Origin of the sequence: Nitrospira sp. ND1 (genome assembly GCF_900170025.1) — a bacterium.
Taxonomy (GTDB): Bacteria; Nitrospirota; Nitrospiria; order Nitrospirales; family Nitrospiraceae; genus Nitrospira_A.
Genome location: NZ_FWEX01000006.1, coordinates 1,158,448 through 1,176,958, shown reverse-complemented (window position 1 = coordinate 1,176,958; position 18,511 = coordinate 1,158,448). Strand labels below are relative to the sequence as shown.

Here is an 18,511-nt window from a genome sequence, read left to right as displayed (position 1 = left end):
TTGTCCGAAATTTTGTGTGTGAGGCATAGTGTGGCTGAAAGGAGCCTCGATGCCTCGCAAGACGAACACGACGAAGGACCTCGCCCCGGCGCTGCCGGTAAGCCAGGAATTGTTGGACCAGTTGGTGCCTGGGCCGCTGACGCCGGCACAATTTGAGACTCTGTTCCGGGGCCTGAAGAAGGCGGTGCTGGAGCGTGCCCTGGGGGCGGAGCTGACGCATCACCTGGGGACGGAGCAGGCCCCCGGCGCGCCCCGTGGCAACCACCGCAACGGCACGACGCCGAAGACCGTACTCACCGACGAGGGGGCAGTGCGGCTCGAGGTGCCGCGGGATCGGAGCGGGACCTTCGAGCCGCAGTTAATCGGCAAACACGAGCGGCGCTTCACGGGCTTTGATGACAAGATCATCGCCTTGTATGCTCGGGGGATGACCGTCCGGGAGATCCAGGGCTACCTGTCCGAGATGTATGCGGTGGAGGTCTCGCCCGACTTCATCAGCACCGTGAGCGAGGCCGTGCTGGCCGAGGTGACGGCCTGGCAGAGTCGGCCCCTGGAGCCGCTGTACCCCGTCGTGTTCTTCGATGCGTTGCGGGTGAAGATCCGTGAAGACGCGGTGGTGCGGAACAAGGCGGTGTATCTCGCGCTGGGCGTGCGCGCCGATGGGACGCGGGAGATCCTGGGGCTGTGGATCGAGCAGACCGAAGGGGCAAAGTTCTGGCTGAAGGTGTTCAACGAGCTGCGCACCCGTGGGGTCATGGACGTGCTCATCGCGGTGGTGGATGGTTTAAAGGGGCTCGCCGAGGCGATTGGCACGGTGTTTCCACAGACCACCGTGCAAACCTGCATCGTGCACCTGATCCGCAATTCACTGGACTACGTGAGCTGGAAGGACCGCCAGGCGGTGGCCGCCGCAATCCGGCCGATCTACACCGCGCCGACCGAGGCGGCGGCTCACGCCGCGCTGGACGCGTTCGAGGCCGGTCCGTGGGGGACCAAGTATGCGCCCATTCGCGGCCTGTGGCGACGGGCCTGGAACCACGTGACGCCCTTCTTTGCGTTCCCCCCGGAGGTGCGGCGGATCCTCTACACGACCAATGCCATTGAGTCGGTGCACATGCGGCTGCGCAAGATCATCAAGACGCGCGGTCACTTCCCGACCGACGAAGCGGCGACCAAATTGCTGTGGCTGGCGCTGCGCAATATTACGGCCGGCTGGAGCCGGGCGACGCGGGACTGGAAGGCGGCGATGAATCAATTCGCCATCCTGTATGCAGAGCGGTTCAATCCGAGTGTGGCGTGAAACTAACCCGCCTCACACACAGAAAATCTGACAGGCCCTGCCTCGTGATGTCGTTCATTGTTGGCTCCTCTGCTGATAGAAGATCTTTCGACTCTGAGGGAAAGTTAGGAGTAAGCCCCATCCCAGAGGTTGTCCAGAAACTCCCTCACCGGCAAGATCGTCACTTCGCCCACCTGTCGGCGGCGAGCTTCCAGACTGACGCAGAGATAACGTTTTAACTTTCCTTCCTCCGCCAACGCCTTCAGCGATTTGAGATCGTTGGCGGCAACGTTCTCGCTGGCTTTCAACTCAATGGCGGTATGGTCGCCGAGGATGTAATCCACCTCAAACCCTGACTTTGATCTCCAATAAGCCAGTGGTTCTCCTGAAACATAATCCGTGTAGCTCTTCAATTCGTGCATGACGTATGTTTCCATGGCCTCGCCGTATTCCGGCGTGCCCCGCCGATAGCGACGTTCTTGAATGGCCGCCACGACGCCGATGTCGAAGAAATAGTATTTCGATGAGGCCAGGGGTTTGCGTTTTTTGGTCTCGCGCCATGCCGGTAGCTCATGCAACACAAGGGTGTCTTTCAGGATTTCAAAGTACTCGTAGACGGTTGTGCGCGGCACCTGGGCATCCGTGGCGACGTTCGTGAAATTGACGATGGTGGCATTGCAGTAGGCGGCCACTTTGAGAAATCGGCTGAAGGCTGCGATGTTCCTGGTCGCGCCTTCTGCGACGATTTCCTGTTGCAGATAGGACCCGGCATAGGCACCAAGATCGGCGCGCGGGTCGTCAGAAAAATAGATGGACGGCAGCCCTCCGTGCGAAATGAAGGTGTCCAGGTTAAAGTGCTCGCCCAATTCTCGATAGGTGAGGGGATGCAGATATTTGGTTCTGGCCCGTCCGCCTAATAGGTTCACCCCTCCATGGCGGAGTTTCCTTGCGCTGGACCCGGTCAGGAGGAAGTGGATGCCTCGTTGTTCGATGAGGCGATGGACCTCATTCAGCAACGCAGGCAGCCGTTGAATTTCATCGATAACGACCACGCGATCCTTGGGCGTGATTTCTTCAGCCAGTCGTTGTGGACGGTGGCTGAGGGCGAGATACATCGAGTTGTCCAAGAGATCATAGACGCGGGCACCTTTGAGGCTCTGGCCGATAAGGAAGCTTTTCCCGGTCTGGCGAGGGCCGAGAAGGAAGTAGGATTTCTTTTCCAGGAGTTTATCTAGGGCAAGGTGGCGTGGGATGACCGGTATCGGATTCATGGCGGAACGGTATCACGTGTCGCCTCTGTCGTCAAATGGTATGCCAAATGACGACTCCGACGACACCTGGCGCGCGGCTGAGTCATTGCGGCTCTTTGCCAGAGTATGGCGAGCTGGTTCGGGCGACCTGCCTCGGCAGCGGTCAGGAAAACTGCACCGCTTCTGGGTGCTTGTCCGGGCGGGCTATCCGCGCCCGATTGCGTATGAAAACCAGAAAGGTCTGACAGGTTTGTTACAGCAAATAGCGATCAATGCTGAGTGCGCCGTGGAAAACGCCGAGGACGCGATCGCTCCTGAATCTTTGATCACGTAGGCGATTCGGTAGTGTCCATGAAGAAGAATGCGGATGTGCCGGTCCGGTCGTTGCCAGTACCGGTAGCCTGATTCGGGGAACTCTCTCAAGATCTCTGTTTTCTGGTAGAGCGTTTCAACGGCGTGAGTTGCGGCGAGGGGATTATCTTGCGCGATGAACTGGTGGATGTCGTGCAGCTATGTTCGGCTTCAGCCGTCCAGATCACTTCTGCCATGTCTTGATGCGGCGTCCCATCTCTTCGTGGCTGATCGTTTTCCCGGCATCGGAGTCAGCAAGCCCCCTCTCGACCATTCGAGCGAAGGCCAACTCTCGTAGAATCTCATCGTAAGACCTGTCGTCTGGCTGATCCTGAAGAACCTTGGCGATCTGTTCTTTGGCCGAAGGCATGGTTACCTCTCCGCAGTGTAAGTCCAGGGCTACAATACCGGTTGAATGCCCCCTCAACTCGCCAGAGCATAGGAAAATAGCGGGAAGACGCTCGATTTACAAGCGACAGGTGGGTTGTTAGTATGCCGCGCATGAAAATAGCTACTCGTGTGCTCTGGGCGCTCCTCTCTATTCTTGCCGCTGTCGCCCTCGCCCATGTTACAGGCGTCGTCAATCCCCAGGAAAAAGTAAATGGTCTCTGGTTGGTCGTGGCGGCGGCCTGTATCTATGTGTTGGCCTATCGCTTCTACGGTCGTTGGCTGGCTCGGCACGTGGTGCAACTGGACAATGCCCGCTTGACCCCGGCCGTGCGTTTGAATGACGGCGTCAATTTCCACCCCACCAACCGAGTCGTCTTGTTCGGCCATCACTTTGCGGCGATTGCCGGAGCCGGGCCGTTGCTGGGACCGGTGTTGGCGGCGCAGTTCGGTTTTCTTCCCGGTTTTCTCTGGCTCGTGATCGGCGCGGTGCTGGCGGGGGCGGTGCAGGACTTCATCATCCTCGTCGCTTCGATGCGACGCAACGGCCGTTCATTGCCTGAAATCGCCCATGACGAACTGGGCTCCATCACCGGGACGGCGACGGCGGTGGCGGTACTCTTTATTGTCGTCGTGGCATTGGCGGGACTGGGTTTCGCGGTGGTGAATGCGCTCTACCACAATGCCTGGGGTACGTTCACCATCGCCATGACGATTCCCATCGGGTTCATCATGGGTTTCTATCTCCAGAAGTTTCGCCCCGGCGCGGTGGCTGAAGTGTCGGTGATCGGGGTGGTGCTGTTGGTGGCGGCGGTGCTCTTCGGGCGTGTGGTCGGACAGTCGTCTCTTGCCTGGCTCTTCGAGTTCGAGAAGCCGGCGCTGGTCTGGCTGCTGGCGGGGTATGGATTCCTGGCCTCGGTGTTGCCGGGCTGGATGTTGTTGGTGCCGCGTGGCTATCTCTCCACGTTCATGAAGCTCGGCGTGGTGTTTCTGCTCGGCTTCGGGGTCATCCTCATGGCGCCGACCATTGAAATGCCCCGTGTGACTGCCTTCGCCAATGGCGGCGGGCCGATTATTCCCGGCACGTTGTTTCCGTTTCTCTTTATTACGATTGCCTGCGGGGCCGTGTCCGGCTTTCATGCGCTGGTGTCCTCCGGCACGACACCGAAGATGATCGAGCAGGAGTCGCAGGCAGTGGTGGGCTATGCGGCGATGTTGCTGGAAAGCTTCGTCGGCGTGATGGCGTTGATTGCGGCGTCGGTGCTGATCCCCGGCGATTACCTGGCGATCAACACCATGTTGCCGGCCGAGACGTTGACGGCGATGGGTTTTGCGCCTTCCCGCATCGCGGAGTTGTCGCAGCTGGTTGAAGTGAATGTGGCGGGGCGGCCGGGAGGGGCGGTGTCGTTGGCAGTGGGCATGGCCTCCATCTTTTCGGCGCTGCCCGGCATGGCCGGGCTGATGGCCTATTGGTATCAATTCGCCCTCGTGTTCGAGGCGCTGTTCATTCTGACGACCATCGATACGGGGACCCGTGTGGCCAGGTATCTCATTCAGGAAATGGCCGGGCGGGTGTATGCGCCGTTTCGACAGATGAACTGGTGGCCGGGCGTTCTATTGAGCAGCGCCTTTGTGGTGGGGTCGTGGGCCTATCTGATCGGGACGGGCAGCATTTCGACTATCTGGCCCATGTTCGGCGCAGCCAATCAATTGCTGGGCACGCTCGCGCTCTGTATCGGCACGACGGTGTTGATCAAAATGTGGAAGTCGCCCTATCTCTGGGTGACGGCTCTGCCGATGTTGTTCGTGGGAGGCATTACGCTGGCTGGCTCATATGAGATGTTTTGGATGTTTTTGGCGAAGGCGGCGACACTTGCGGCGGGGCAGGCCTTTGCATTGTATCTCGATGCCGTGCTGGTGGCGGTGGTCGCGATGTTGGGCCTGGTCGTCTTGAGCGACAGCATGAAGCAGTGGTATGGGTATGTGATTTTGAAGCGGCCGTTCAGCAGCAGTGAAGTGATGGCCAGGGCCGGCGGTGGATCGGCCGGTCGCGTGCAGACGGCGATTCACCGGCATGATGAGCGCGGGTTTAAATTGCCGCCTGACGGAGGGTGCTGTTAGGGCGGAAGACCTGACGAAACAGCAGGAGGAGGGGATCGTGGCGGACCAATCGTCGTTTGATGTGGTGTCGGAAGTGAATATGCAGGAGATGAAGAACGTCGTCGATCAGGCGACGAAGGAAATCAAGCAACGCTTCGATTTCAAAGATTCAAAGACCGAGCTGACGCTGAAGGAGAAAGAAAAGGAACTAGTGGTGCTCTCCGACGACGAGTACAAGCTCAATGCGGTCATTGAAATTATTAAGACCAAGTGTGTGAAGCGCGGGGTCTCGTTGAAGGCGTTCGAGTACGGCAAAATCGAGGAGGCGCTCGGCGCTACAGTCCGGCAGGTGATCAAGATTCAAAGCGGTATCTCATCGGAGAAGGCCAAGGAAATCACCAAGGCCGTGAAAGAGTCCAAGATAAAGGTGCAGGCGCAAATTCAAGGCGAGCAGGTGCGCGTGATCAGCAAGAGTAAAGATGATCTGCAGACGGCGATTGCCTTCCTCAAGGGGAAGGATTTTGGGATTGATCTTCAATTCACCAACTACCGCTAGCCCCGGATGCTGAAACGGGCCCCCAACGGCGTTCTCGGTCGATTGGTTGCCTCAACGTGCAGGACAGCACGCCTCAGCAACCAATCCTCTCTGCGGCCTTGTTGGATGGCCCGTTTGAGCATCCTGGAAAGAGTGCAGCGCGCGAGTTGCATGAAGCAATTCCTCGCGCTCCTTTTTCTGGCCGCGCTGTCTCTCAGCGGATGCACCGGCAGCGACCCGATCGTCGTCATTCAACTGCACCCGACCAATCCTGACATTCTCTACATCGCCACGAACGACTACATTTACAAATCGCGTGACGGCGGCAAGACCTGGAGCAATCTCTCGAAGGGGATGAGCCACTCGCGCGTGATTGCGATGGCGATTGATCCGGCCTATCCCGCGACGATTTATGCGGGCACGAAGGGCGACGCCGTCTATAAAAGTTACGACGGGGGGCAGCGCTGGACGTCCATACGTGGCGGGCTCGACGACGCCACGATTTCCTCAGTCGTGAACCAATTTGTCTTCGACCCCGCAGACGATACTCATATCTTTCTGGCTACGACCATGGGGGTGTTCGAATCGAAGAATGCCGGTGAGCGGTGGACGAAGCGGATGGACGGAATGAAGGAAGTGTTGATGGTGGTCACGCTGGGCATGGATCCCACGAGATCATCCGTGCTCTATGCCGGCACCAGCGGCGGCGTCTACAAGTCGGTGAATCAAGGGGCGCATTGGCAGCAGGTGAATCATGGTTTGGTGCCGGAGGGGATGGTGAAAACATCGCGCGCACTGAGCGTCACGTCGGTGCAGGTCGATCCATTCACGACGGAGACGGTCTATGCTGCGACCCTGGCCGGGCTCTATAAAACCACCGACGGCGCCGTTTCCTGGGTACGTATCGGCGAATCGTTGCAGGATCAGATGATCGTGTCGATGGTACTCGATCGTGCGCGGTCCGGAGTGATGTATGTGGCAGCCCGGGATGGCATCCACCGGAGCGAGGATGGCGGAACGAGTTGGGTGGCATTGAACGAGGGGTTGGCGACCACCAATATCCGGTCGCTTGCGCAGAGCGCGCTGGATCCACAGCTGTTCTACGCCGGCACAAACGGCAGTGGATTGTACCGGAGCACGGACGGAGGGGCGCATTGGGAGGCGCTTCCGTCGGTCTTTCCTAAGGAGTAACCGGGCGTAGATTCGGCCGGCGCGAGTCTACCGGCGTGACTGGTTATTGAGGGAGGAGTCGCCGATTTCGGCGCCGACGCCCCGCGTCTGCACCGACGACGAGCGTTCGGCGTTTTGCGCTGAATTGATGTCGAAGCCGAATGCATTCGGCAGGGTACTGTCCTGGGTGTGAGTGCCCACCCGGTCCGGTAAGGTACTGTCTTTGAGGTCTTCCCCTCTGCGGGGTCGCAGAGATTCGTTGACGTTGCTGTATGGCGACACCGTGGCTCCGATGTCGGCGCCGAAGCTTGGATTGAGGGATCGATTCAAATGGGTGTTCTCGATGTCTCCGCCGATTCTGGTCGGGATGGTGGTGTCCTGGATGTCCATGCCTGTCGGTGCTGAGGCCGGTGGCCTCTTGGCCCGAACGTCATGAGCAATGGCTTCGCGTTCCTCGTCGATGCGCCGCGCTTCTCTCCCGCGCTGCTCATAGTCCAATGAATCGAGCTTCTCGAATCGCTCACCCAGAGCCTTGATGCGCGTCTTGATTTTCGTGAGGTCGTCCCGAGCGATCGCGACGGTTCCGACGATCTCGCTGAGTGTCCACTGGCGGGCAAAGGTGCCGAGTTTCGGCGATTGACCCGGGCCGCCGCCGAGTCCTCCTGCTCCGCTTCCCACGCCGAAGCCCGCACTGTTGTAGATGCCTTTTTGTTGCACCGACATCAGAATGTGGTTCGACTGGTCCAGGAGTTCGTCGATGCGTTCGACGGAATCGAACTCGCCGGCGCAGCATTCCAGAAATTCTCGATATTCGCGGGTAAACTTCGACGCTTCATTTTGGATGTCGACGATCTTGAGCGGCTCCTTCGGAGTGGAGGCGTCATGATCAGACGGGTCCAGTTTCTCCGGTTTCTTCGCGTCGCGTTCCTCATCGTACAGGGCCGTACAGCCTGCATCGGGAGTGGCGGTGATCCGCTTGTCTGCCGTGCGGTCCGGGCACCAATAGATTTTTCCGGGCCGGTTTAACGGGTTGTCGGTTCGGAATTCACCTGCCAGTGCGGAGGGCAACAGGCCCAGCAGGAGAAGCGCGGCGAGTAGCGGTGTACGTGATCGGGGATGGTGGAGCAATGTGGTGTGCATCATGATGTGATGATGCCCCTGGCATGACATTGTGTCAACGAAAGGGGGGATTTGTGATGCGCTTGAAAAGCCCGCGACTGTTCGTTACCCTCCGGCCGTAGACCTCTCCAGCGCACCTCTATTTGGATAGGATGACCCATGCCTGTGATGTATATCGATGAAGCGGCCGCCCATGCCGGACAGGATGTGACGATTCGGGGGTGGCTCCGCAGTCGTCGAGACAAGGGCAAGCTCCATTTTCTGATCGTGCGAGATGGAACCGGGGACATTCAGGCGGTCGTGAGCAAAGCGACGGTGGGTGATGCACAGTTTGCTCGATCGGCGGAACTCACCCAGGAGTCCAGTCTCGTCCTCACCGGCACGTTACGGCAGGATGCGCGTGCGCCGGGCGGGTATGAGCTCGACGTGCTGCGTCTTGAAGTGTTGCAGGTAGCGGAGCCTTTTCCCATCCAACCGAAAGAACACGGCACGGGATTCTTGATGGAGCATCGCCATCTCTGGTTGCGTTCCAGCCGACAGCATGCCGTGCTTCGCATTCGCCATGAAATTATTCGAGCCTGTCGGAACTTTTTCGACGATCGTGGCTTTACGCTGGTCGACGCGCCGATTTTTACGCCGAATGCCTGTGAGGGCACGACCACCTTATTTCAAACGCCATACTTCGATGAGACGGCCTATTTGACTCAGAGCGGGCAACTCTATAGTGAGGCCACAGCCGCGGCGTTTGGAAAGGTGTATTGCTTCGGTCCGACCTTTCGCGCGGAAAAGTCCAAGACGCGCCGGCATTTAATGGAATTTTGGATGGTGGAGCCGGAGGTGGCCTTTGCGCAATTGCCCGATATGATGGATCTGGCTGAACAGTTCCTGTCTCATATTGTGGCGGCGGTGCTGAAGGGGCGTCGTGCCGAGCTGCTCCTGCTTGAACGGGATCTCGTGAAGCTGGAGTGTGTGACGGCGCCGTTTCCTCGTATTACCTACGAAGAAGCCATCGATATTCTGCAGCGGAAAGGAAATCCTGCCAAGCCTGGTGACGATTTTGGCGCCGATGATGAGACGATTCTGTCCAATGAATTCGATCGGCCGGTGATCGTGCATCGATACCCTGCGGCCTTGAAAGCATTTTATATGGAGACGGATCCGGAGCGGCCTGATCTGGCCCTCTGTATGGATGTGCTGGCGCCGGAAGGCTATGGAGAAATCATCGGCGGTGGCCAACGCATCCATTCTCACGAAAAACTCTTGGGACGCATTCAGGAGCACCATCTACCGGTTGAGGCGTTTCAATGGTATCTCGACCTTCGCCGGTTCGGCTCGGTTCCGCATGCGGGGTTTGGAATGGGTATTGAGCGTGCCGTGGCCTGGATTTGTGGGCTCGATCACGTGCGGGAAACGATTCCCTTTCCGCGGATGTTGTATCGACTTTATCCATAGCGGCGAGTCCTTCCGTTTCTGCCTGCATTTCGGCCCGAGCGACCACCGAAATGCAGGTATTTCATCCATCTGATTTTTTGATGATCCCCATTTTCCCCTGACAGAAACTTGCCCGAAGATAATTGTCAGGTGGGCGAGTTTCCCACAGACTTGTCCACAAATGTGGATAACTTTCCTGCAAATTCCGGCCAAATTAGACATGTGTCTAAACTGAACAATATTCTTGATAAATAGGGGTTAATTCTGTTGACAGTCATTTGGTTGGGTGTATACTCCACCCAATGAGTGGGGTAAAGTGGGTGGAAATGGAAATAGATTCTGCTCGCGATTCCCATGAGCCGGTTTTAGTCGAAGAGATCTTGTTCTGGTTGCAGTGTAAACCAGGTGGTGTTTACGTGGACTGCACTCTTGGATATGCAGGGCTCGCTGCTCGTCTCCTCGATCGCACCGCTCCAGATGGCATCTTTGTGGGGATTGATCGCGATGCCGCGGCACTCGCGGAGTCGCAAATGCGTCTGCGAGAGGTCGCGCATCGGGTGCATTTCCGACACGGAAATTTCTGCGACCTGAAAGCGTTGATCATGGGGAGCGGGGTGTCGCGGGTGGATGGCGTGATTTTCGATCTGGGCGTGTCCTCGCCTCAGCTCGATCGTGCGGAGCGCGGTTTCAGTTTTCGGGAAGACGGCCCGCTGGATATGCGCATGGATCAGCGCGAGGGACGCACGGCTGCAGACCTGGTTCGCGATCTGCCCGAGACCGAGTTGGCCGATCTGATCTATCAGCTCGGTGAGGAGCGGTACTCGCGCAGAATTGCCCGCGCGATCGTGCAGGCCCGGATGCAGGGGGTGATCGGAACAACCTGGCAGTTGGCGGCAGTGGTGGGACGCGCGGTGCCGGCTTCGTATCGGCACGGACGAATTCATTGCGCCACGCGCACCTTTCAGGCGTTGCGGATTGCCGTGAATCGTGAGTTGGACGTGTTGGAGCCGGCGCTCCGGGATGCGGTGGACATTCTGGCGCCGGGCGGGCGTGTCTGTGCCGTCTCGTTTCATTCGCTCGAAGACAGGATCGTGAAGCATACGTTTCGGTCGCTGGCGAACGGCCCCGAAGCGTCGGTCAGGGTGTTGACGAAAAAACCGGTCATCGCCTCGGAAAGCGAGCGTAGCCGAAACCCGCGGTCACGGAGCGCAAAGTTGCGAGTCGTGGAGCGGATCTCCAAGGAGTATGTGAAATGAAAGCCGTCGCGTTTGCCGCGGTCACGTCGCTGGTGTTGCTCTTTGTGTGGGAGCGGGTGGACATCGTTCGCATCGGCTACCACATCGAACGGCTGAAGGCGCAGAAGGTCCTCCTGGAGCGGGAGCGCGATGAATTGCGCGTGAAGATCTCCGGCCTCACGGCACCTGAGCGGATTGCGCGTCTGGCCAGCGACAAGTTGGGGATGATGCAGCCGGAGAAGGGCCAGGTCGTCGTCATCAATATCGAGCCGGAAGCGCCGACCAATCCCGTCGTTGCGGAGGGTGAGGTGCGGATCGCCAAAAACATCGTAACGCGGAGAGCGCGATAGTGGCTTCGCCCCCTTTTCGCAGTCGCCGTATTGTGGTGGCCTGCGGGCTGGTGGTCGCGTTTATGCTGGTCATTGTCCGTCTCGTGAATCTCCAGGTGATGCAGTCGGCGGAGCTGACCGTGAAGGCCGATCGACAGCATCAGAAAAATGTCACGCTGGAAGGCGCGCGGGGGACGATCTACGATCGAAACAGCAAGGTGCTGGCGATGAACATGGACGTGCCGTCCGTATTCGGAGTTCCGGCTTCCCTCGGGAATCCCGGTGCGACGGCGCGCAATCTCTCGCCGATCTTGCACGTCAAAGCGACGGAGCTCGAAAAGAAACTGAAGCAGGAAAAGCATTTTGTGTGGCTGGCGCGAAAGCTTGAGCCGGAGCAGGGGCGGCGGCTTGAACGACTTGCTCTCGATGGAGTCGGGGTTGTGATGGAAGGGCGCCGCTTCTATCCCAAGGGGCCGCTGTTGTCGCACGTGCTGGGCTTTGCCGGCATGGACGATCGTGGGTTGGAAGGCGTGGAGCTGCGTTACGAGCAATATCTGCGTGGTGAAAAGCGGGCGGTGGTGTTGCAGCGTGATGCGTTGGGACGCGCCGTATTCCCGAAAGGACTCAATGAGGAGGGCGCGGCAGCCGGGCACAGTCTGACCCTCACCGTCGACGAAGTGATTCAGTACATCGCTGAGAAAGAGCTGGATGAGGCCGTGAGTCGATCGAATGCCAAGTCAGGCACGATCATTGTCATGGACCCGAAAACCGGGGCCGTGTTGGCTATGGCGGTCAGCCCACGATTCGACCCCAACACGGTCCGCGCGCTGGCTCCGGACCGGTGGCGCAACCGCGCCCTGACGGACACGTATGAGCCTGGGTCCACCATGAAGACGGTGATCGCGGCAGCGGCGCTCGAAGAGAAGGTGATGACGCCCGGGAGCATGATCTATGGAGAGAACGGGCAACTCTCGATCGCCAACACCGTGATTCACGATCACGAAAAAACCGGCTGGATGACCTTCGCGCAGATGATTCAGAAGTCGAGCAATATCGGCGCGGCGAAGGTCGGCATGGCCTTGGGTGAGTGGCGGGTATTCGATTATCTCAAAGACTTCGGGTTCGGCGACAAGACCGGCATCGATTTGCCCGGGGAAGCCGTGGGGTTGCTGCGGGGACCGCGCCAGTGGGGCAAGCGTTCTCTGGCTTCGATTTCGATGGGACAAGAGGTCGGCGTGACGCCGCTGCAGATGGTCACAGCCGTCTCAGCTATTGCGAACGGGGGCGTGTTGATGAAGCCCTTCGTGGTCTCAGAGATCCGTAACGCCAAGGGGCAATTGGTGGCGCAGACCATGCCGCAAGCGAAGCGGCGAGTCATTTCTGCCGATACGGCGAGGACACTGACGACGTTGATGGAGGGAGTGGTCACGAACGGCACCGGCGGCAAAGCGGCGATCCCGGGCTTCCGGGTGGCCGGCAAGACCGGTACGGCTCAAAAGGTTGATCCCCGCACCGGCGCCTATTCCTCCACGCTGCTGGTCGGGTCGTTTCTCGGGTATGTGCCGGCGGAAGATCCGCGACTGGCGATGATCGTCGTGATCGACGAGCCGCGCGGTGAAGGCTGGGGCGGCGTCGTGGCTGCGCCGGTATTCCGTCGGGTCGGTGAGCAGGTACTCAACTATCTGGGCGTGGCAGTGGATGAGCCGGTCAAGTTAGCCATGGCCGGCCTTGAGTCCTGATATGACACTCGATGAATTGATCAGTCCGATTCATGGGCGTCTCGGAGTGCTGGAACGGAACGGAGACCAGCGCGTGACCATTGCCGACTTGACTGACGATTCGCGGAAGGTGGGACCCGGGTCCCTCTTCGTGGCTGTACAGGGAGAGCGCGTCGATGGCCATCAGTTTCTCGACCCTGTGGTCGCGGCGGGGGCGGCGGCCGTCGTGGTGCAGCGAAGCGGCGACGTCGGTGCGATTCCTTGCATTCGCGTGCAGGACTCGCGCGCGGCATTGGGGGTCCTCGGCAGCCGGTTCTATGGCGATCCGTCAGCTGCGTTGAGGATGATCGGAGTCACGGGCACCAATGGGAAGACCACGACGACCTATGTCGTCAAAACCATGTTGGAAGCAGCGCAGCGCCAGGTCGGACTGATCGGGACGGTCGCCTATCTCGTCGGGAAGGAATCGATTCCAGCTTCGCATACGACGCCTGGCGCGTTGGAGTTGCAGAAATTATTTGCACGAATGCGCGATGCGAGGTTGGATACGGTGGTGATGGAGGTCTCGTCGCATGCGTTAGCTTTGGATCGGACTGCCGGATCCGAGTTCGATGTCGCCGTCTTTACGAATCTCACGCAGGACCACCTCGACTTTCATCTCGACATGGAACGGTATTTCCAGGCGAAGCTGAAACTCTTCGTCGAGTTAGGAAGGACGGGCGCGGTGAAGCAGCGGAAGCGGGCGATCATCAATGTGGATGATCCATGGGGCGCGCGAATTCAAGCGGCCTCCACCGTTCCCGTTTGGACCTACGGCCTTCACCGGGAAGCGGATATTTACCCCGAAGGCGTGAGGCTTTCGCCGGCCGGCACCAGTTTTACGTTGCGCAGTCCCGTCGGGACCTGCCCGATCAAGAGCCGTCTGGTCGGAGAGCATAATGTGTCGAACCTCCTGGCTGCCATCGGAGTGGTGTTGCATGAAGGGCTGACGCTGGAGCAGGTACGGTCCGCTGTCGAGACGGTCACGAACGTGCCGGGGCGGTTCGAATTGGTCGAGGCCGGTCAGAACTTTTCCGTGGTGGTGGACTATGCGCATACCGAAGACGCGCTGGTTCGGTTGTTGACCGCAGCCCAGGCGCTTCGCACGGGGCGCATCATCACTGTCTTCGGGTGTGGCGGGGACCGTGACCGGACCAAACGCCCCAAAATGGGACGTGCAGCTGTGCAGTATAGTGATGTGGTGATTTTGACATCGGATAACCCGCGTACCGAAGATCCTGCTGCGATCCTGCGCGAGGTCGAGGTCGGGGTCAAGGAGGCGCTGGCGGACCGGGGTCATGTTCGCTATCGCATGGTTGCAGACCGTCGGGAGGCCATCGAGGCGGCCATTCGTGAGGCGAAGACCGGGGACATGGTGCTGATCGCGGGGAAAGGTCACGAAGATTATCAGATCGTGGGAACCACGAAACATCACTTCGACGATCGGGAAGTGGCGCGCGACGCGATCGGCGCGCTCCGATCCGGAGCCTGAGCGAGGGAACGCATGCGGGAGCATGGGAATCGCGGTGTGATGGCGCTGTTTACGGTCGAGGAAATCTGTGAGGTCTTGAGTGTCAGACCGCCGGCCGGCGTCACGCCTCAGGACTTGAAACAACGCATTCGTCGTGTGGTGACTGATTCGCGGTTGGTGCGCAAAGGCGATCTCTTCATCGCATTTCAGGGCGAGCGGTTTGACGCGCATACCTTCGTGCCGAAGGTGTTGGCCCAGGGGGCGGTCTGTGCCATCGTGCAGGAGGACTATCGCCTGCCGCCGGCGCCGAAACGTACCGGCGTACCCATGCTGCTCGGGGTGAGAGATACGCTGGAGTCCTATCAACGGCTGGCCACGCATTATCGAAACCGGTTTCCCATTCCGGTCATTGCCATCACGGGGAGCAACGGCAAGACGACGACGAAGGAAATGGTCGCCCAGGTGGTTGCACAGCGCTGGAAAACGCTCAAGACCGAGGGCAACCTCAATAATCGGATCGGAGTCCCGCAGACTCTGTTTCAGTTGGCGCCGCGCCATCAGGCCGCCGTCATTGAAATGGGGGTGGATCAGCAGGGGCAGACCGCCCGGCTGTGTGAAATCGCGAGACCGACGATTGGCGTGATTACCAACATCGGCCCGGACCATTTGGAGTTTTTCGGCAGTATGGAAGGGTCTGCGCAGGCCAAGGCCGAGTTGCTCGACCATTTGCCGCAGGACGGGGCGGTGGTGTTGAACGCCGATGATGAATATTTCGATTATCTCGCGGCCCGGGCGCAGTGCCGGGTCGTGGCGTTCGGGGTGTCTCCCAAGGCAGCAATCCGCGCCGTCAATATTCGGGTCGATGAAAAGGGTGGAACGGTGTTCGGCCTGGTGGTGCCGGGAAAGAGTCGTCAGACTGAAATTCGCATCCGGACGCAGGGGCAACACAATGTGAGCAATGCCCTCGCCGCGGCTGCGGTCGGGTATGCGTTGGGCTTATCGGGAACGGCCATTGCCGAAGGTTTGGCCAAATTTCGGCCGGCCGCGATGCGATCGCAGATCAGCATGTCCCATGGGGTGCAGGTGATTAACGATTGCTACAACGCCAATCCGGCCTCGATGAAAGCGGCCGTTCAACTGCTGGCGGAGCTCGGTCGGGGAAAACGGTCGATTGCGGCGCTGGGCGACATGCTGGAGCTGGGCACGGACAGCAAGCGGATGCACCGGGAGGTCGGAGCGTTTCTGGCCGCGCAAGGAATCGGACATCTGCTCGCCTGTGGTGTATTGGGACGAGAATTGGCCGAAGGAGCCCGGCAGGCCGGGATGGCGTCCGATAGCATCACGGAGTTGCCCGATGCGGCGGCGGCAGCCGTTGCCCTGGCACGGATGGTTCGGCAAGGCGACGTGGTGCTGGTCAAGGCCTCGCGCGGGATGCGTATGGAGCAAGTGGTGGACGCCCTGACGGGAATGCGCCGGGTCGCGCGAAAGGCCTGCTAGTCGGCAGGCACATACAGAGGAACTTTAGGGCCCGCTGATCCATGCGGGCAAAGATGCCGTAGGATGTTATACAACTGGCTATACCCCCTTCACACACAGTTTTCATTCCTGAACGTTTTTCGGTACCAGAGCTTCCGGATTATCTATGCGGCGGTCACGGCGTTTTTGATCGCGTTTGTGATGGCCCCCTGGGTCATCCGAAAATTGCAGGAGATCAAGCTCGGCCAGCAGATTCGCGACGATGGACCGAAGCGGCATTTGGCCAAAAGCGGCACGCCGACCATGGGTGGGATACTCATTATCTTTGCGGTAGTGTTGTCCACGTTGCTGTGGGCCGACATGACCAACCGGTACGTGTGGCTGGTCGTGGTGGCGACGGTGGGCTTCGGCGCGATCGGGTTTGCGGATGACTATCTCAAGTTCATCAAGCGCCAATCGAAAGGCCTCTCGGCGGCACAAAAATTCACCTGCCAGATTCTGGTCGCGCTGACCATCGGCGTCTTTCTCTACACGTTGCCCAGCTATACGACGAAACTCAGCGTGCCGTTCTTTAAATTTTTCACGCCGGACCTCGGCTGGTTCTACATTGTGTTCGTCATTCTTGTCATTGTCGGCAGCTCCAACGCCGTCAATTTGACGGACGGGCTCGATGGGCTGGCGATCGGTCCGGTCATGATCGCCTCGCTGGCGTATACGATCGTGGCCTATGTGACCGGGAACCGTGTGATGGCCGAATATTTGCTTATCCCCTACATCGAAGGCGCGGGAGAAATCGCCATCTTCACCGGAGCCATTTTGGGATCCAGTCTGGGCTTTTTGTGGTTCAACACCTATCCGGCCTCCGTCTTCATGGGCGACGTGGGCTCGCTCCCGTTGGGGGCAGCCCTCGGTACTGTGGCCGTGATCAGCAAGCACGAACTGCTGTTGCTCCTGGTCGGCGGCGTATTCGTCATCGAAGCGTTGTCGGTCATCCTGCAGGTGGGATCCTATAAGCTCCGGGGGAAACGCATCTTCAATATGGCGCCCATTCACCATCACTTCGAGATGAAGGGGTGGGACGAGCCGAAGGTCGTGGTGCGTCTGTGGATCATTGCCATTTTGCTGGCGTTGCTCAGCTTGAGCACGCTCAAATTACGGTAGGCGAACAGCAGTGAACGTAAAAGATCTCCAAGTCACGGTTGTCGGACTAGCCCGAAGCGGAGTGGGCGCGGCACGCCTGTTGAACCATCTCGGGGCCCGAGTCACCCTGGCCGACCGGAAGGAGGCGCAGGAACTGACCGTCATCCTGTCGCAGGTGGACCGGTCGAGTATCGCGGTGAAGGTGGGGGCGCAGTACGAGTCCGCACTCGAAGGGGCTGATCTTGTCGTGATCAGCCCGGGTGTGCCGACTCAACTGGATGCGCTCAATCGGGTGAGGGCCCGCGGGGTCCGGGTCATCGGGGAGCTGGAATTGGCGTCCCGCTTTTTGACGGCGCCGGTGGTGGCCGTGACCGGGACCAACGGGAAGAGCACGACGGTGACGCTGATCGGCAAATTTCTACAGGAGAGCGGAAAGCGCGCCTTCGTCGGCGGGAATCTCGGGATAGCGGCCAGCGAGGCGGCCTTGTCTTCTGTGCAGGCGAAGGCGGGGACGGTCGTACCCTATGAGTATGTGGTGCTGGAAGTCTCCAGTTTCCAACTTGAGACGACTGAGCAGTTCCATCCCTGGATTGCTGCGATTTTGAATGTGACCTTGGACCATATGGACCGCTATGCCTCGGTGGATGACTATGTGGCGGCGAAGGCGAACATCTTCGCCAACCAAACGGCCGGCGACTATTCGCTGTTCAATCTCGATGATGCGCGCGTGGCTGCGCTTCGCGGGCGTACCAAGGGCACCGTCCTGGGCTTCAGCCGCAGCGGTGCCACGGTGTCGGGGGTGGCGGGAGCGACGGTGTTGGACGGCGATCTGATCGTGACGACGGTTCGGGGGCGGCGGGAGGAAATCTGTCGCCGGAGCGACATGCGGCTGATCGGCCTCCATAACGTCGAAAATGTGATGGCGGCGGTGACGTATGCGCTGCTCTGTGGCTGTTCAATCGAGGCCATTCGTGCCGTGCTGCGATCCTTCCCCGGGCTGGAACATGCCCTGGAGGTGGTGCGCGAGCGTCGCGGGGTTCGCTTCGTGAACGACTCCAAAGGCACCAATGTCGATGCGGTGTTGAAGGCGCTCGAAGGAATCGACCAGCCGATCTGGTTGATCGCCGGCGGCCGCGACAAGGGCGGTGACTTTTCCCGCCTCGAAGGGGCAATACGGGAACGGGTGAAAGGGCTGATTCTGATCGGAGAGGCAGCCGGCCGTATTCAGGATGCGATGGGAGATTTTGACCGGTGTCGTCCTGCAGCGACCCTCCGCGACGCCGTGGAGCTTGCTGCTCGCGAGGCGCAGCCCGGTGAGGTGGTCTTACTCTCGCCGGCCTGCGCCAGTTTCGACATGTTCGCGGATTATCAAGACCGGGGCCGGCAGTTTAAGGCCCTGGTACAAGGGCTGCCGGCGTAAGGCGGAAGCCGTGTGGGAGGAACGACAGCTGATCGATGGCACAGTATGCGCTCGGAACACT

16 protein-coding genes and 1 pseudogene are annotated in these 18,511 nt (G+C 59.5%); 13 read left to right on the top strand and 4 right to left on the bottom strand.

Going from position 1 to position 18,511, the window contains the following annotated elements; genetic code table 11:
* Positions 1 to 49 precede the first annotated feature (49 nt).
* Positions 50 to 1,300: an IS256 family transposase gene (locus NSND_RS10230; RefSeq protein WP_080877471.1), complete on the top strand. Its 1,251-nt coding sequence runs from the start codon at positions 50 to 52 to the stop codon at positions 1,298 to 1,300.
* Positions 1,301 to 1,404: 104 nt separating this feature from the next.
* On the opposite strand, the gene NSND_RS10225 is transcribed toward NSND_RS10230, so the two are convergent.
* Positions 1,405 to 2,550, bottom strand: a complete 1,146-nt coding sequence (locus NSND_RS10225; protein ID WP_080878905.1) for an ATP-binding protein — start codon at positions 2,548 to 2,550, stop codon at positions 1,405 to 1,407.
* Here NSND_RS10225 and NSND_RS21665 point away from each other — a divergent pair.
* Positions 2,531 to 2,863: a hypothetical protein gene (locus tag NSND_RS21665; RefSeq protein ID WP_235000223.1), complete on the top strand. Its 333-nt coding sequence runs from the start codon at positions 2,531 to 2,533 to the stop codon at positions 2,861 to 2,863. The genes NSND_RS10225 and NSND_RS21665 overlap by 20 nt on opposite strands.
* A 38-nt stretch (positions 2,864 to 2,901) precedes the next feature.
* On the opposite strand, the pseudogene NSND_RS22125 reads toward NSND_RS21665, so the two are convergent.
* Both NSND_RS22125 and NSND_RS10215 read right to left on the bottom strand, forming a co-directional pair.
* Positions 2,902 to 3,018, bottom strand: a pseudogene (locus NSND_RS22125) (type II toxin-antitoxin system RelE/ParE family toxin); the annotation flags it as partial.
* A 46-nt stretch (positions 3,019 to 3,064) separates the two neighbouring features.
* Positions 3,065 to 3,250: a hypothetical protein gene (locus NSND_RS10215; protein ID WP_080878904.1), complete on the bottom strand. Its 186-nt coding sequence runs from the start codon at positions 3,248 to 3,250 to the stop codon at positions 3,065 to 3,067.
* Between the two features lie 131 nt (positions 3,251 to 3,381).
* On the opposite strand from NSND_RS10215, the gene NSND_RS10210 reads away from it, so the two are divergent.
* The 3 genes from NSND_RS10210 to NSND_RS10200 all read left to right on the top strand — a co-directional run bounded on the left by NSND_RS10210 (position 3,382) and on the right by NSND_RS10200 (position 7,093).
* On the top strand, positions 3,382 to 5,388 hold the full coding sequence (locus NSND_RS10210) for a carbon starvation CstA family protein (protein ID WP_080880854.1): 2,007 nt from the start codon (positions 3,382 to 3,384) through the stop codon (positions 5,386 to 5,388).
* Between the two features lie 37 nt (positions 5,389 to 5,425).
* Complete coding sequence (locus tag NSND_RS10205; protein ID WP_041186949.1) at positions 5,426 to 5,923, top strand: YajQ family cyclic di-GMP-binding protein; 498 nt, start codon at positions 5,426 to 5,428, stop codon at positions 5,921 to 5,923.
* 150 nt (positions 5,924 to 6,073) lie between these two features.
* Positions 6,074 to 7,093 (top strand): WD40/YVTN/BNR-like repeat-containing protein, encoded by a 1,020-nt coding sequence (locus NSND_RS10200; RefSeq protein ID WP_159450734.1) that lies wholly within the window; start codon positions 6,074 to 6,076, stop codon positions 7,091 to 7,093.
* A 27-nt stretch (positions 7,094 to 7,120) separates the two neighbouring features.
* Here the strand turns inward: NSND_RS10200 and NSND_RS10195 are convergent, their stop codons facing one another.
* A complete protein-coding gene (locus tag NSND_RS10195) occupies positions 7,121 to 8,215 on the bottom strand; it encodes a hypothetical protein (protein WP_080878902.1) in 1,095 nt (364 codons plus the stop codon).
* A 135-nt stretch (positions 8,216 to 8,350) separates the two neighbouring features.
* On the opposite strand from NSND_RS10195, the gene asnS reads away from it, so the two are divergent.
* The 8 genes from asnS (at position 8,351) to murD (ending at position 18,450) form a co-directional block, all read left to right on the top strand.
* On the top strand, positions 8,351 to 9,643 hold the full coding sequence (asnS, locus tag NSND_RS10190) for an asparagine--tRNA ligase (RefSeq protein WP_080878901.1): 1,293 nt from the start codon (positions 8,351 to 8,353) through the stop codon (positions 9,641 to 9,643).
* A 305-nt stretch (positions 9,644 to 9,948) separates the two neighbouring features.
* Positions 9,949 to 10,878 (top strand): 16S rRNA (cytosine(1402)-N(4))-methyltransferase RsmH, encoded by a 930-nt coding sequence (rsmH, locus tag NSND_RS10185; RefSeq protein ID WP_080878900.1) that lies wholly within the window; start codon positions 9,949 to 9,951, stop codon positions 10,876 to 10,878.
* Positions 10,875 to 11,207, top strand: coding sequence for an FtsB/FtsL family cell division protein (locus tag NSND_RS10180; protein WP_080878899.1), 333 nt, complete (start codon positions 10,875 to 10,877; stop codon positions 11,205 to 11,207). The genes rsmH and NSND_RS10180 overlap by 4 nt, the downstream gene beginning before the upstream one ends.
* Entirely contained in the window at positions 11,207 to 12,925 is a 1,719-nt protein-coding gene (locus tag NSND_RS10175; protein ID WP_080878898.1) for a peptidoglycan D,D-transpeptidase FtsI family protein, read from the top strand. The genes NSND_RS10180 and NSND_RS10175 overlap by 1 nt, the downstream gene beginning before the upstream one ends.
* Position 12,926: 1 nt before the next feature.
* Positions 12,927 to 14,435, top strand: coding sequence for a UDP-N-acetylmuramoyl-L-alanyl-D-glutamate--2,6-diaminopimelate ligase (locus tag NSND_RS10170; protein WP_080878897.1), 1,509 nt, complete (start codon positions 12,927 to 12,929; stop codon positions 14,433 to 14,435).
* A 12-nt stretch (positions 14,436 to 14,447) separates the two neighbouring features.
* Positions 14,448 to 15,911 (top strand): UDP-N-acetylmuramoyl-tripeptide--D-alanyl-D-alanine ligase, encoded by a 1,464-nt coding sequence (gene murF / locus NSND_RS10165; protein WP_080878896.1) that lies wholly within the window; start codon positions 14,448 to 14,450, stop codon positions 15,909 to 15,911.
* Positions 15,912 to 15,974: 63 nt separating this feature from the next.
* Positions 15,975 to 17,051 (top strand): phospho-N-acetylmuramoyl-pentapeptide-transferase, encoded by a 1,077-nt coding sequence (gene mraY, locus NSND_RS10160; protein WP_013247351.1) that lies wholly within the window; start codon positions 15,975 to 15,977, stop codon positions 17,049 to 17,051.
* A 10-nt stretch (positions 17,052 to 17,061) separates the two neighbouring features.
* Positions 17,062 to 18,450: a UDP-N-acetylmuramoyl-L-alanine--D-glutamate ligase gene (gene murD / locus NSND_RS10155; protein WP_080878895.1), complete on the top strand. Its 1,389-nt coding sequence runs from the start codon at positions 17,062 to 17,064 to the stop codon at positions 18,448 to 18,450.
* Positions 18,451 to 18,511 lie beyond the last annotated feature (61 nt).